This is a genomic window from Bifidobacterium dentium JCM 1195 = DSM 20436 (assembly GCF_001042595.1).
Lineage (GTDB): Bacteria > Actinomycetota > Actinomycetes > Actinomycetales > Bifidobacteriaceae > Bifidobacterium > Bifidobacterium dentium.
Genome location: NZ_AP012326.1, coordinates 2136419 through 2151392 on the forward strand (window position 1 = coordinate 2136419; position 14974 = coordinate 2151392).

The window sequence follows — 14974 nt, forward strand, 5'->3', positions numbered from 1 at the left end:
AAAAACGATATGTTCGATTATCCAAACATCAAATATATGATAATGTTTGATTATTCAAACAACAATATGGATGTACGGAAAATCGAACAGGACGGAAGATGACCGATTTTCAAACGGAGATCAGCTCTCTCACACAGCTCTCCACGTCACTGCAGGATGCGCGAATCGCCAACAACATGACGCAGACCGAGCTCGCAACAGCCACAGGAATCCCCCGTCCTTGGATCAACCAGCTGGAACACGGGCATATCGCCAACCCCAGCTTCACCAGAATCCTGAAAATCATGGCCGCCCTCAAAATGAGCATATCCGTAAACTATGTCGTCACCGACACCCCACAAGACGGCCCAAGACAGGACGTCAAACAACCTGCACCAACCGAAACCAGTCCATCAGGCCAAACCTACGCGCAGGTTGCAAAAGGCCTTTCGAGCTCCGTCGAGACACTTCCCATGACCCAATTGAAGGAAGCCCTGGCGAAATTCAACAGTTCCTTACAGCCACATTTCACTGAAGAACTTAGCAAAACGATGCAGAACGTCCTCGCATTTTATGACCGTGACTTCTTCGACACCTACAGTGTCATGCTAGACAGATCAAAACAGGTCACCCAGCAAGCCAAAGATCTTGAGAGAAGCACCCACAACGACTTGGATGACGGAGAAACGCGACAATGACCGACAAAACACTTATCGTGCTACTTGAAGGACAAAGAATCGGCGTTTTACAGGAAAACGCTGCCGGGAAACATTCCTTCATTTACGACAAACATGCACCGGGGCAGCTTTCTCTATCCCTGCCAAGAAGATCGGAACCATGGACCGGCAGTCCGGTCGAAGCCTATATAGACGGCGTTCTACCCGATAATCCAGAAATGCGCAGGACAATTGGCCGGCTTCACGGAGTCAACGGCAACAATCCTTTCGCTCTGCTCACCGTAATCGGTCTGGATTGCGCCGGTGGAGCACAATTTGTACTACCAGAGCAACTTGAATCAGTTGAGAATAGCGAATATTCACTCACCCCGATCTCGGAAGAGGAAAGCGAGAAACGTCTCAAAGCCATCACAGATACACATCAAGCTTCTTGGCAGGTCTCAGACGAACATTGGTCTCTGAACGGTGCACAAGACAAAATCGCACTTCATCATATCGATGAAATTTGGTATGCGGCAAAGGGAGCCGCACCGACGACACATATCATCAAGCCGGGCATACATACCTTGCATGAGCAGGCGTTCAATGAATACATCTGTTTAAAGACCTTAAATGAAATGGGAATCCCTGTTGCGCAAACTTCGTTTAAAACGTTTGGCAGCACTCCGGCACTCGTGAGTGCGCGCTGGGACCGTAGGGTCGTGGACCGCAACGGCCGCTCTGTCGTCGCTCGAATCCATCAGGAAGATTTTTGCCAAGCGACGGCGCATCCAACCGCAAACAAGTACCAATCCGAGGGAGGTCCTTCCGCTCAAGATATCATTCAGTGCATGCGGGCCAACGGCCTCGATGAAACAGAAATAAAGTTGTTCTACATGGCGCTTGTCATTAATTTCCTCATTGCGGGAACCGACGCCCATGCGAAGAATTACGCATTGCTTGAGCCGGTTGGCGAAAAACCGACATTTGCGCCACTCTACGACATAGCATCCATGTTCGCTTATCAAACTCAGCGCAAACAGCGCAAACTGGCCATGAGTATTGGTGGTGAATACAACTACGAAAGAATCGAGCTCAAACATTGGGAAAAGCTCACTACCCCGTTTGGAGCGGATGATTGGGAATTCTGCCGTTCCGCACTTAAAGCACTCAGCCAGACCCTGCCATTCGCTTTTATAGTAACGGCGCAAAACTGCTTACAAGAAATATCATCTTTTGACCCATCCCCAGAGACAAAGTCAAATAGAGGAATGCTGATACGGCACATAGCAAACGGAATCATTGGTCAATGCCAACGAGTCGAAGCTTGGTTCGAATAAAGTATTCGCCTATTGCCGTAAGGCGCTGAGATCCAAATCGAAGATCATCGATTCCGGCCGACGCTCCGGTTCGAGGAACATGCTCATATATAGCGGAAGGTAGGTAATCCGACCATCCTGCCGAACGTTGCCTTTGCACAGCACATATGCTTTGTTCAACGCCCAATCATCAACCGCAAGCACATTATCCAGCGCTTTGTGCTTTGTCCAATCATTGCCTGACTTCACTTCGACAGGCAACACGATTCTGCCACTCTGCACCATGAAATCGACCTCGCCAAGACGATTCGTATTGAAATAATACAGGTCGAAACCATGCGCACGTAGCTCCTGGGCCACGACATTCTCCGTGATTGCACCCATATTCACGTCAAGGTTTCCCTGCAGTAAATCATATTGGATGCCGCCCATGGATGCCGTACATAGCAGACCGGTATCACTGAGAAACAGTTTGAACAGGCTGTGATTGCCGTTGCCTTCCAATGGCGGAACCGGCTCCTTGACGTTGTAACAGGGCAAGGCCACACCAGCATCCGCCAACCATAGGAAGCTACTGGCATAACGATTCTGCCGAGCATTTTTAGAAAGATCCGCAAGCACGAATCGACGATTCTTGTCATCGAGTTGGGAAGGAATGGCATCAAAAATCGACCGAATCTTCGTTCTGTCCTTATCATCCGCATATTTGGCGATGTCAAGACGATACAAGGCCAACAGGTCGGACTGCAAGGCGATTACCTGCGCGATATCGTGAGTATCCACATACCTTTGAACCACGTCAGGCATGCCACCCACTACAACATACGCCTGGAACAGGCGCATCATGGTGTCATGCACCGAATCGCTGACGGGTTCGTTCCCGTTGAAGCGGTCTCGAAGCATATCAATGGTCGATTCCTGCACACCATTGGCCAAGCAGAATTCTTCGAAGTCCAATGGATACATGCGCAGTTGCTCTTCAAATCCTACCGGGTAAGAAGCCACTTGCTTATTCTTCACGCCCAACAAAGAGCCCGTTTCCACATAGTCAAAACGACCGTCCTCCACTAGGAACTTGATGGCGGTACGCGCCGATGGGCACTCTTGGATTTCATCCAACAGAATCAATGTATGCCCTGGCTCCAGTTGGGTCTGCAGATACGCAGTGAGGTTGGAGATAACGGCATCCGCACTCAGAGATCCGTCGAACACCGATGCGGCTCTGGGATCTTCCAGAAAATTCAACTCGGCAAAACGCCTGTAGTGATGTTTAGCGAACTCACGAACCAACGTCGTCTTACCGATCTGCCTGGCACCGGTAATCATCAACGCTTTCCGCGCATCGGTCCGCTTCCAGTGCTCCAGACGTTCCCACGCCTTGCGTTTCAGCATCACTCCACCTCGCAAAACTTGACTACCGTAACGGAATCCGTGTCAACCAGTATATCAACTGCCACGTTTTCCGTAACGTTTTACATGGCTTTCGGGTGGCTTTCCGTAACGTTTTACACGGTTTTTAGGTGGCATACCGCCACGTTTTACAAGAATGGCTGCCGTCGAGTCGCTTGCATCTAGCCTTTCGACCGTCGCGCCCGGGTTCAGGTACGCTTCCGGCGCTTGCGAATCCAGCCGACCAGGCACGCAACCACGAGAATACCGATGGCGGCCAACGCCCCGGCAATCGCATAGACCCAAAGATGACGCGGCAACTCGGCAGGCGGCGTCACGGAACGTACGGATGGTCTTTCGGAGGCATTCCATCCCGCGGGCACCGTGGTGCGTTCGGCATGGACGAGCAGACGATGGGTGTTCACACCGTAGGGCGTACAGGTCACGAGCGTCACCAGATCGCGGCCCTCCTCCGTAGTGAGGCTATCCACCTCACTCGGCAGCACGACTTCGGTGGAATAGACCTTATAGGCATGATCCTCCCCCAAAACGCGGATGATGAACCAATCACCCTTCTTGAGTTCGTCAAGCCGATCGAACAGTCGCGCCGTAGGAAGCCCCGTATGCCCGGCCAGAACACTATGGGTGGAGTCACCTCCGATGGGTACCGAAGTGTTCACCACATGTCCCACTCCATGCGAAAGCGGCTCCTCTGTGGTGTAGTGGTAGATGGGCAGGTCAACGCTGATGGAAGGAATGATCAGCTCCGCCATGACTCCATCACCGGCGACGTTGAGCACACTCTCGTACTCGTCGTTGCCAGGGGAAGCATCATCTTGGTCGAAAGGGTCGACCACTCGCGAACTACCGTCGCGCAAATGGGCGTTGTATGCTTCCGCCTTCGCCTTTTCCGCGGAGAGATCCGCGGGTTTCAAGGCAGCGACCGTCTGCTGCTGAGTATTGCTCACAGCATCCTGCGCACGCTGATTAAGCCAGTCACTGACGAATGGGTAGCTTATCAGCGCAAGCCCCGCTAGCAGAATCAGACTGGCGGCGGCAAGTCGCAGACGGCGCCTTCGTCTCAAGCGTTTTTTGGTACCGGACACGGCAAAAGCAGGGGAACCCGAAGGTCCCCCTGCTTTCACGGCGTGCCTTGCATGTTGTGCAGACGACAAGGTCTTCAGCCCGCCTGAGTGCTTCTTAGAGCTCTTGCTTGCGAGAGCGCAGGAAGAAGACGATACCCACTGCCAGCAGGGCCACACCGCCGGCGGTCAGGGCAAAGGTGCCCGCCGCACCGGTGATCGGGAGAGCCGGCTGCTTCGGATCGACGACGTTCACCGACGAAACCAGGTAGTTGTTTTCGACAACGGCGGTGGCCGGGTTGTCCTGGGTGCAGGACGCCTCGTTCAGCGTGAACGTCTGGTCGGCGACCTTGCTGAAGCCTGCCGGCACCACGGTCTCGGTAACGGTGTAGGTGCCTTCGCCGAGATCCTCGAAGTACACATAGCCGTTCTCGTCGGAGGTGGAGGTCAGCGTAGTGGTGGAACCATCCTTGTTGGTGACCTTCAGCTCGAAGACGGCACCCTTCAGGGCGTTGCCATCAGAATCGGTCTTCTTGAACACGAAACCGTAGGTCTTGACCTTGGTCTTGCTGTCCGGAGTGACGGTCGTGGAGGTGTACGGGTTCGGGTTGAAGGTAACGGTGGCGGTGTTGCCGGTCACGTCATTGGCATCGTGAGAGAAGGCAGCCGAGGTGAGCTTGGCGTTGTAGGTGACCGTGATAGCCTCACCCGGGTGAGCCAGCACGTAAGCCTTGGCGAACTTGATGGTGTAGCCGTTGGTAGCCGCAGTGATGGTGTAGTCAGTACCGGAAACGGCAGCCACACCATTGATCTTGATGGACGTGGTGTCGATTTCAAGACCGGCGGTCGGCTGATCGTTGATTTCGAAGGTGGCATCCTTGGAGTCGGCCGGGTAGTTCGGAACGACGGTTTCCACCTTGAACGGGACCATATCGCCCACGCTGTACTTGTCGGTGGACTCCTTGTATTCGGAGCCGACACCCTTCTTGATGGTCACATCGGTCTTCTTGACGTCGATGGTCTGGGCCGGGTGAGCATCATAGGTTCCGGAGGCATTGGCCACCGGGCTCGCGTCGACGACCATGTTCTGGTAGACGCGGGTCTGGCCGCTCGTGCTCGTCACGCGCACAAGGTAGTAGCCGCTACCAAGCGTAAGCGTGGCCGAGGTGCCGGAAGCGGTGGCGCTGGCCGCCGCAGTCGTACCGGCGTCAGCGAACGCCTTCGCGATGGCGCTGGCGGCATTCTGCATGTCGCTACCCTGATGGAATGAATTGCCATCGGAAGCAACAACCTTGATCTTATCGATCGAGTCATAGGCAGACGGCAGATTGGCGGCCATCGTGTAGGTAAGGTTGTTCGACGCATCGATATCGGCATCGGCGATGAGGAAGGCCTCCACCGTGTCACCGTCAATCAGATTGTTGATCGTTACCGTGCTATCGGCCACATCGGTCGGGCTCGTCGGGGTAGCGTGCGCCGCGACCGGAGTGAGCACGAACGCCATGGCGATCGCTGCGAGCAAGCCTACCAGCATGCTCATCTTCTGCTTGAGAACGGTTCCCATATCCTTTTCTCCTTTTCTCATCGGGGATGGGAAGATTACATTGATTGCTCAGACCCGGCTGTGCAGTCCTGAGCCTGACCGCCGACGAAGCATGACCGCACCGCCGCCTCCGATGGCCAGAAGGCTTCCGAGGAAGAGCAGTATGGCTGTCGCACCCGAGCCTGCCGTATGGGGCAAGTTGGGAATGGATTCGTCAGCGATAGTAATGGCGGCCACCCCGTCTTTGAGGGGCAGCGCAGCGGTTGTTCCGCCGCTGTCTTTGGTACTCACCGTTCCATCATGTGCAACGGAAATCAGATGAGCCGCAGTATCAAGGTTGTAGCCAGCCGGGGCCTTGGTCTCTTTGAGCCAGTAGTCGGTACCCGGCATAAGGCCGTAGTAGTGGGCCTCTCCGTTGCCATCGGTCGTAACGACGGCGCCCGGAATGGCTGCAGTGAGATTGGCGTCGGAATACACGGTAGCGGGCTGGTCATTATCGTCGTAGACACCGTTGCCGTTATCCTTGTAGAGCGTAAATTCCGCACCGGGAAGCAGGCTACCGTCAGTCGACTTCTTGATGACAGTCAGCGGAATCTTGCGCGTGTTCTTGAATACCGGGGCGTTGTCGCCATACGACGGAGTGAGTTTCAGCTTTCCTTCGCCGGCATCCTCCACCGTGACGGTGACGGTCTCGACGTGGGTATCGTACACAACGCCCGGGGTGTTCTCCGCCTGTTCCTCAATGGTGTAGGTGAAGGTCTTACCGACATCACTCAGGGTGTACTTGATCTCCTTGAAGGTGACGTTGCCAGAGGCGTCGTTCTTCTGCGTGTCGAGCTCGGTTCCGTCCTGATCCTTCAATGTGAAGGTGAACTGGCCATCCTGCAAGGTGCCACCTTCAAGGTGCTTAATGGCCTTGAGCTGAATCGAGCCCTTGGCTTCGTAAGGTACGAACACGTGCACGGTGTTGGTGACCTTGGCGTTGTTGTTGATCGCCACGGAAGCTTGGTTGGGTACCTTCCAATAAGAAATCCCATTGATGGTCTCACGTTCATACGAATTCAAGTCAGCTGTAGTAGAAACCGGCACCTTGATATGGAATACATGCTCGTCTTCGGCATATCCATGCCCGGTATTCTTCGCCGTAGCCGTGATGGTCTGACCGGAGATGGCAATGGTCCAGTTGTCCGTGACGTCAACGTAGTTCCCCGATACCTTCTTCAATACCTTCACCGTGGCGTGCGATGCATCCAAGGCATTATCCAAGGTATCGGTCATGACGATGGAAGACGCCTTGTTGGTGTCAGCCACATAGGGGAACTTTTCGGTGACATCGAAATCAGCGACATCACCACGATTATGAATCTGACGTTCCGGTGACTTTACCGGGGCTGGCCATTCAGGATAGACGGTGACCGAGGAATCGTACCCCATTCCGGTATCGCATCCTTCTCCAGACCACTCAGTAACGAAACTGGGTCCTGCTTTTGCCACGACGGTGGAGATGTCATCCGGTACTTTTGAATCATCCTTTTTACTGGATTTGAACCATGTGGTCCCGCCCTCTTCAGAAACCTTAAGCGTGGTGTTGTTTCCAATCAGCGCAGACTTGTATCCGCTGACCAGTCCTACGCCCTCTCTTCCTGGATGGGTGAAGTCGGCGATTCGGGGGAAAGCATTGGCGCCGTGATGAATAGGCTGGTCGATATCCCAATACGTGACATTGAACTCATTGTCAGATTCGATCGGAGTATCGGTCCCGTCTTTGACCAGCGTGGTCGTGAAGCGCGATTTGATGCCAACATCAAATTCAGAGCTTCCATATCCGGTAAGTGACACAGGATAGCTGTTGGCAACCGCAGCAGCTGCAGGACCAAAGCGGTCTCCCAAATGGAATGGGCAGACAAAAGCGGGTTCCTTAAGGCCAACGGAGTCGAGCTGCCATGCATGCACTGAGTTAAACTCAACGATGGAGCTGATCCTCTCACCGGAGGTGGTGTACCCGATATTGTTGAAGCGCATCTTGAAGCCGCTCCACGTAGAGCCCGAAAGTGTCACTTTGCCGTTATCCGGAGCCCGGTACACCATGTACACACCGCTGTAATACGTATGTATCCAGCGCATTTTCCAGCCGTTTTCCAAATCCACAGGATTACCGTCCTGGTTGGCGGGATCAGCAGGCGTCAGATCGGACACATTGTGCCACGATCCGTTAGCGTAATACTGAGCGGCGCTTTTCCAGTCGATGTTCTTATCGATGTAGACCGTGCCACCAACCGAATTCAGCAAATTATTCGTAGTGGTATACGGCGTGCCGGCATGCGCCGGAGCAGTCGTAAACAAGCAGGAACCCAGCGCCACGATAAGGCTGATGAGTACAACAATGATGTGCTTGGATATTTGGAAGGGTATTCGACTACCGAGGTGACGCTCGCCTGCGTTCATCGCTTCTCTCCTTGCATAAAAAAAGCAGTCATTCATACCCCCCCCCCCCCCCGCAAAAATCGGAGAGGGAGGAGGTACGACTGACTGCCAGTCACACCCGCAATTCTGTTTCTCTACATAACGAGAAGTTGAATTATTTTCTCTATGTAAGAAATATACCCATAAGATTTTCAGCTCCCCCTCTGCATAATTACAGCATTGACATCTTATTTGCCGTATAAACCGTCATTCAAGAGTGATTCCCGACGGAAAATCGAAGCACCGTCAAGGGTGTAGCTAGGGGTATGGCACGGCTTGTCGTTTTAGCTCTCAGCGCAACATACTGGCCATTCAAACGCGAGAATACGGAAAATTTATCGCTAGGCACAGTACCCACAAGGTCATGATGCATAAGGTTTAGGGGCCCCCACGAAATCACCGGCATCTTCGCCGGCAGAACACCCTCCAACTGCGTGCACTATCCGAAAATAGAGGCGTATTGCTCAATCGTGCACGGCAATGCCATCCTCAGCACTAGTGCGGCAGTCACGACTTATTGGAAAATGGCCATCTGAACATCATTAAGAAGGTATGAGAGGCACAACAAACATCGTCTTGAAAACACGAATCGGAAAAACGTTGGTCAATCCGGATTGTGCGCGAAAGAAGGCATTCCTACGAAGCGGCATATCAACAAAAGTGACTACAGCCGAGCTTGACGAGAAACTCCCCGAGAGATGCAGGGCATCATCACGAATACCCTTAATGGACGAATCCAGGATTCGGTTTATCGAGCAAAAGGCGCCACCGACGAAGCCCGCAAACGTAAGTCCTAAAAACAGCGGGCATCAAGCCTCCCTGCTTCACGAGAAACGGAAGCAAGGAGATTTGATCCCTGAATGCATGACGCAATGCCGCGCGATGCGTTGGCTCCCGTCATGGTTCACGGGAGCCAACACATCGCGCGGCATGGACCCCAAACCGATCAGCTAACCGGCATCAGTGGGCCAGCATTTCCTCGACGATCTGGTCCTTGTTCAGGCTGGACGGATAATACGTCGGCCAGTTATCCATCTCCTTGAGGGTCTCCTCCTGCGAATCGCCTGCGAAGATGTGGAAATGCGCGGCCTTGCCCGGGGCGATGCCATGGTCGGAGAACTGCACGACCTTGGGGGCGCCGTCAGGCACGTCACCGACTGCGGAGAACAGGTAGCGCACGCCACGATTGCCCTTCTTGTAGTCGAGGATCTTGTATCCGTCGTACTTGTAGGTGGCGGTGGTGTCCTTGCCATTTCGGGTGAAGGTGATCTGGTCGCCCTTGATGGTGATGCGCTCCACATCGGTCTTGTAGCCTGCGTCATAGTACTTCGTATACTCTTCGGCGCTCATGGTGCCCTTCTTGGCCTTGGCTTCCATGACCTTCTTGAGGCTGCCGTCCTTCAGATACGGGTAGACGGATTGCCACTCCCCCTCATAGTCGGCCATCGAACGATTGGCGACATCCTGGGTGAGGAACCAGCCGTTAGTGGTGTCGTTGGCCAGGGCCTGCTTGGCGATGGTCGTAAGCCAGCCCAGCAACGTGTCCTGGTTCTCGGGCAGCTGTTCGGTGGCGGAAATGATCGTCTTGTTGCTGCTCTTGGCGGCATCGTTGAGTTTTTCGGCGAAACCGTCCATCTCCTGCGGGTTGACGACCAGCAGATCCACGTCGGATCCGGAAACGATATCGAGGGTGGATTTGAGATCGGCGGCGGAAGGCTCACCTTCGCTGTTCATGGCATTCGTATAGGATTCCGGCGTCTTGTCGGTGGCGCCAAGATAGTCGAGCAGGTAGCTGATGATCGATTCGGTGGCCACATACGAGCGCTTCACGCCGGCGGCACGAGCCTTGTTGACCATGGCGACGAATTCGGCATAGTCCGCATTCCAGGCATTCGAATGACGCTGTGCGGTGGCCGCGGTATCGGTGCCTTCACCGGCCTTAGCGGTGTAAGCGTCCGTAATGGCGGTCGCGGCTTTGAGTACGGCTTCGGGGCTGAACCACAGGTGAGGGTTCGTGGAACCGTGATGATGGTGGTGGCCGGACTCGCCATCGCCGTCCTCATGCTCATGCTCATGCTCCTCGGTGGCGGTGATACCCATGAGATCACCCACATTGACGATGGTCTGCTTGCTCTTGTCGAGCTGCGCCTTCTCGGCCCAACCGTCGTAGCCGGCTCCGTTGATCACCACGATGTCGGCCTTGGACAGCTTGGCCAGATCGGCTGGCGTAGGCTCATAATCATGCGGCTCCACGGAGGTGGAATTAATCAGGGATGTGACCTGCGCGCATTTGCCGCCAAGCTCCTGGGCGAGCGCACCCCACTGGTTGACGGAGGCGACCACGGTGAACGTGGTGCTGCACGAATCGTTGGCGTCGCTGACCGTGGAGGTCGAACCGTGAGATGCAGCGGAGGCGTTCCTGTCGTTTTTTGCATTGAGGAACGCGAATCCGCCGACGACGAGTCCGGAAACCAAGGCGCCCACGATGAACGCTACGATGATGGCGATGATACCCTTCCTGCCGATGGCATCCGTGCTCGCTTTCGTCACGGCCATGGTATCGGACGAATCTCCGGACGGTTCGGATGCCGTATTCTCCGGATTTTTGCTTTCGGGCTGGCTGAGATTGTTCTCGGTCATGCTCTTCTCTTTCTATCTATTCCTTATATATAGGTGACAATCTGTGTGACGTCTTCAATCGACATGCATGTATCCGCGACGTGCCGCGGCCGCAAGGTTCGAGGGCACCTGGACCGTGCGCCCGTCGGGCGTGGTGACGGTGGCCAATTGCGGCGCTTCGGTTTTCCAATGCGCGCGTCTGGAACGTGTGCGGGAGCGGGATGTCCTGTTTTTCGGTGTCGCCATCAGCCTTGCCTGCCCTTCCACCGCGGATTCTTCTTGTTGATGACGTAGAGGTGACCGCGGCGTCGCACGATCATCGATCCTTTCTTGCGAGCCAATGAGCGTATCGAAGCCCTGACTTTCATCGGTCATTCCTTTCCATAGGTGTCGTTTGCTGTGTTTTGCTGGCGTTCGCTTGCCGTATGTTCGCCGGCGAATCGTCCGAAGAGTCCGGTCACCAGCTGGATTTGACGACTCCGGGCAGCTCGCCCGCATGTGCCTTGTTGCGCAGATTGATCCGCGACAGGCCGAATGCTCGGATGAACGCCCGAGGACGTCCGTCGATCGCGTCGCGATTGCGCAGTCTGACGGGGCTTGCATCGCGTGGAAGCGCATGCAATCGACGCATCGCCTCCGCCCGCTCCTCTTCACTCAGCCGCATATCGACGGAATCCTTCTTGTATCGTGCGCGGCGTTCCGCGTATTTCGCCACGCTGGCTTCACGCTGGCGTTGTTTTGCGATGTTGCCGGTCTTCGCCACGTCAGCGGACCTCCCGGAACATCACGCGTTTCCTGATTACGGGATCGAATTTCATGAGCTCGAGTCGGTCGGGATTGTTACGACGGTTTTTGGTGGTGGTGTAGGTGGATCCGGTGCCTGCCGTGGATCGCAGGGTGATAACCGGTCTGATTTCCGTGGTCTTTGCCATACGGTTGTTGTCCTCTTTCTATTTGAGATGGCCGATCTCACCGGATTCGATGAGTCGCGCCGCCACTGCTTCGATGCCCTGCCTGTCGATGGTTTTCATGCCTTTCGGCGTGAGCGTCAGGGTGACCGTGCGTCCAAGCGACGGTACGTAATAACGCTTCCTTTGCAGGTTCGGGCTGAAGGTGCGGCGGGTTTTTCTATGTGAATGCGACACCGCGTTGCCGACGTGGGCGCGCGTGCCGAGAACTTGACAATGTTTGGACATGCCGGTAACTATATCATAATGATAATCATTATCAATAAAAGGATTGTGGAAAGAGCCTGAATATGCAGCATCCAGTATTGCCATCATTGGGAAACGCCGAAACGGACAAGGAGGCGATCTCCGTAGTATTGCTGACCGGCGTACACCGATTGGCGTTGGACGCCACATCATTCTCGTTGGCGGACTCATGCCCGTCGGTCTGCTGCGTGACATACGACTTCGCCACCGACGACACCGCCGAAACGGGCTTCAGCATGACCCGCACCATCCGCCGACCGGGCGGTCTGGGTCAGTTAAGCGAAGGCGACTGCACGACCTTCCCCATGGAAGCCTGCTGCCCGACCTGTTCGGTCAAACGGGATCTTGTCGCCGCCCTCGGCCATCTATGCAACCGGGCCGACATGTTCCTCATCACCCTGCCGATCGGCATCGAAGGAGCACCGGTCGCGCAATATCTGCTGGAATGTTCACTGCTGGGCGGCACCGCGCGCCCCGTGGATGCGGCGACGATCGCCTCCGTGACCGACCCCGAAGGCTTCGCCTCCAGACTATGCGACGACGAACAGCTGCTATTGGCAGGAACGGATGAACACGACGGCGTATTCGATCCGCGATGCGTGGGCACGGTCCAGGCCAGACTGATCAGCGAAGCCGAGCATGTGCTGCTGCTTCCCACAGCGCGCCCCGACCATCCCGACACGAAAGCCGTCGCACCGGAACGGAACCACGAACGACCGTCAAGATCTCATGATCTGGTAGCCGCCCTGGCCTCGCCCGAAACGGTCATCCATCCGAATGCGCATGCCGTCAGCCTGCATACGTTGCTGGAAACAACACCCGCGGCAACGATCCCCGAAAGCGCCGATGCATGCGGCCGCGGTAACGGACTCGTCTAGTCCATCACATCATTCCATCGCATCATCGGAATCGTCTTCACCGTTCCCTATGACGTGCCCCTTCTCATCCCACGGGCATGAGTAGATGACACAGGGCGTCGACGGGGGACGGTTGACGAAAGTATAGATCAGCTCCAGTTGACGACGTGAAATGCCGATGCGGGCATCCGGTGAGATCAACAATAGCGGCGACGCCAATTGCGTATGGATGAGCGCAGTAATGGTGCGATTATTGATCGCACCATCATCCACCCAGATGATCGCGTGGGCGTCATATCCCCGTTCGACACGTTCACGCTGCTTGATGATCTCGTTCATGATCAGGTCGAGCTTCTGCATGACCCTGCCTTCATGGGTGTTGGGATCATGCCAGAACACGCTGGATACCACGGAATCGTCCCACCCCAAGCGATCGCCGAGCATCTCCGTATACGGCTGCCAAGTGGACAGCCAACGCAGATCCAGCATTCCACCCCTCGCCAAGGCATACAGTTTGCCGGCCAGTTCATCGGACCAATGCAGTTCATGGAAACCGCGCCGCCCGAAATCTATGACCGCCGTCTTGTCCAGCGGGAACGCCCTTTTCGCCGAATACAGGTCCGTACGGTACCCGTCCGGATCGGGAACCAACTCCACATGCCCGACATCGGAATAATTGACGATTCCGGTGTTGGGGAACGCGTTCAGAACGCCATCAAAATCCAGATACATCACCGGCTTGTTCGCACGGCTCATCTCCGTCTCACGATTCGCACCATGGACTATCTTGACCATCTTCCTCATGACTACTCCTCTCGTTGCGTTTCCTTGGCGAATGCCATCGTTCAGCTTCCGGAATCGGCCTGTCTCCAGATCTGTTCATCCTTGATGAGCTGGGTGCCGTAACGCATCTTGAGCTGGGATACCAGATCGTCGATATGCCGCTGCGCTTCGATGATCTCGGCACTGTACTTCTGCATTCTCGCCTGATTGAAGGCGATGCCGGTCTCCTCCGGCATCTCACCGACCACATGAGGCTTCTCACCGGACAGCGCATATGCCGCCGCCTCATCCATCAGTTTCCGGTCGCCGCTCCACCTGCTGATGCAACGCTCGATGCGCTTCGCACCGATCAATTCAAGCGGCATCCCCACACTGGAGAAAATCTGATAGGGGCGCAATCCGCGCATGTACCAGTACATGCAGTAGACCTGGAATTCATGGGCGTAGGTGATCCGTTTGCTTGTCACATGGGCGATCGCCGGCAGCGATTCGAGGTAGCAGACCTCTTCCAGCGTGAATTCGACGTTGGTCATACCCCATCATTCCTAACGTAGATGAGCGATCATCTTGCGGATACGCTCCTGCAACGTGATGATCGTTCTATTGAGCTCCTGTATTTCGGACAGACTCGAAAGGATGATCTCATCACGCATGGCGGGCTTTCGTCCCTCTTCATCGAGCTGTCGGACCTCGGCCATGAGCTGGGGGTTGCTCTTCCACCTGCTGATGCACCGTTCGATGCGCTTCGGCCCGATCAAGCGCGAAGGAAGTCCCGCATTGGAAAAGATGACGCTCGGTCGTGTGCCATGCACGTATTGGTACATGCAGTACACCTGAAACGCATGCGAGTAGGTGATACGGCTCGTGGTCGCATGTTCCACAACCGCCAGGGACTCGAGTTCCTCGATCTCCTGATCCGTAAACTTCTTATTGTTCCGCATATGGTATTCCCCGTATCCGTTCTTGCATCGGCATATGCCGACCTTGAGTTCTTCCGCACGGTCTTGCGTCGTCGCAGACCTTCAGATGCTTGCATTCCTTTCGATAATTTGCCTCACTATACTCTGTTC

Annotated in this window: 15 protein-coding genes; 3 read left to right on the forward strand and 12 right to left on the reverse strand. The window is 55.1% G+C overall.

Annotated features, from left to right (window positions below):
* Positions 1–98: 98 nt before the first annotated feature.
* Positions 99–677 carry a helix-turn-helix domain-containing protein gene (locus tag BBDE_RS08990; RefSeq protein ID WP_003838862.1) on the forward strand — a complete coding sequence of 193 codons (579 nt, stop codon included), beginning with the start codon at positions 99–101 and terminating at the stop codon, positions 675–677.
* Complete coding sequence (locus BBDE_RS08995; protein WP_003838860.1) at positions 674–1975, forward strand: type II toxin-antitoxin system HipA family toxin; 1302 nt, start codon at positions 674–676, stop codon at positions 1973–1975. The genes BBDE_RS08990 and BBDE_RS08995 overlap by 4 nt, the downstream gene beginning before the upstream one ends.
* 9 nt (positions 1976–1984) lie before the next feature.
* Here the strand turns inward: BBDE_RS08995 and BBDE_RS09000 are convergent, their stop codons facing one another.
* From BBDE_RS09000 to rpmB, 9 genes are all read right to left on the reverse strand, one after another.
* Positions 1985–3346 carry an ATP-binding protein gene (locus BBDE_RS09000; RefSeq protein WP_003838857.1) on the reverse strand — a complete coding sequence of 454 codons (1362 nt, stop codon included), beginning with the start codon at positions 3344–3346 and terminating at the stop codon, positions 1985–1987.
* Positions 3347–3552: 206 nt separating this feature from the next.
* A complete protein-coding gene (locus tag BBDE_RS09005) occupies positions 3553–4428 on the reverse strand; it encodes a class C sortase (protein ID WP_228369708.1) in 876 nt (291 codons plus the stop codon).
* A 115-nt stretch (positions 4429–4543) separates the two neighbouring features.
* Positions 4544–5989 carry a SpaH/EbpB family LPXTG-anchored major pilin gene (locus BBDE_RS09010; protein ID WP_012902483.1) on the reverse strand — a complete coding sequence of 482 codons (1446 nt, stop codon included), beginning with the start codon at positions 5987–5989 and terminating at the stop codon, positions 4544–4546.
* A gap of 48 nt (positions 5990–6037) precedes the next feature.
* Positions 6038–8413, reverse strand: coding sequence for a Spy0128 family protein (locus BBDE_RS09015; protein WP_012902484.1), 2376 nt, complete (start codon positions 8411–8413; stop codon positions 6038–6040).
* A 978-nt stretch (positions 8414–9391) separates the two neighbouring features.
* Positions 9392–11071 (reverse strand): metal ABC transporter solute-binding protein, Zn/Mn family, encoded by a 1680-nt coding sequence (locus tag BBDE_RS09020; protein WP_003838847.1) that lies wholly within the window; start codon positions 11069–11071, stop codon positions 9392–9394.
* Between the two features lie 54 nt (positions 11072–11125).
* A complete protein-coding gene (gene rpmF / locus BBDE_RS11740) occupies positions 11126–11425 on the reverse strand; it encodes a 50S ribosomal protein L32 (protein ID WP_428855907.1) in 300 nt (99 codons plus the stop codon).
* An 82-nt stretch (positions 11426–11507) separates the two neighbouring features.
* Positions 11508–11813, reverse strand: coding sequence for a 30S ribosomal protein S14 (gene rpsN / locus BBDE_RS09030; RefSeq protein ID WP_003838840.1), 306 nt, complete (start codon positions 11811–11813; stop codon positions 11508–11510).
* 1 nt (position 11814) lies between these two features.
* On the reverse strand, positions 11815–11982 hold the full coding sequence (gene rpmG, locus BBDE_RS09035; protein ID WP_003840992.1) for a 50S ribosomal protein L33: 168 nt from the start codon (positions 11980–11982) through the stop codon (positions 11815–11817).
* 18 nt (positions 11983–12000) lie between these two features.
* Positions 12001–12333: a 50S ribosomal protein L28 gene (gene rpmB, locus BBDE_RS09040; RefSeq protein ID WP_390622426.1), complete on the reverse strand. Its 333-nt coding sequence runs from the start codon at positions 12331–12333 to the stop codon at positions 12001–12003.
* Between rpmB and BBDE_RS09045 the strand changes: the two genes are divergently transcribed.
* Positions 12309–13142, forward strand: a complete 834-nt coding sequence (locus tag BBDE_RS09045; RefSeq protein WP_012902488.1) for a hypothetical protein — start codon at positions 12309–12311, stop codon at positions 13140–13142. The two genes, rpmB and BBDE_RS09045, sit on opposite strands and share 25 nt — an antisense overlap.
* A 9-nt stretch (positions 13143–13151) precedes the next feature.
* Here BBDE_RS09045 and BBDE_RS09050 read toward each other — a convergent pair whose 3' ends face one another.
* The 3 genes from BBDE_RS09050 to BBDE_RS09060 are packed head-to-tail and all read right to left on the reverse strand — an operon-like array spanning position 13152 to position 14845.
* Positions 13152–13925, reverse strand: coding sequence for a hypothetical protein (locus tag BBDE_RS09050; protein WP_003838837.1), 774 nt, complete (start codon positions 13923–13925; stop codon positions 13152–13154).
* Positions 13926–13966: 41 nt separating this feature from the next.
* A complete protein-coding gene (locus tag BBDE_RS09055) occupies positions 13967–14437 on the reverse strand; it encodes a hypothetical protein (RefSeq protein ID WP_003838834.1) in 471 nt (156 codons plus the stop codon).
* Positions 14438–14449: 12 nt separating this feature from the next.
* Positions 14450–14845 (reverse strand): hypothetical protein, encoded by a 396-nt coding sequence (locus BBDE_RS09060; RefSeq protein ID WP_003838832.1) that lies wholly within the window; start codon positions 14843–14845, stop codon positions 14450–14452.
* Positions 14846–14974: the final 129 nt, after the last annotated feature.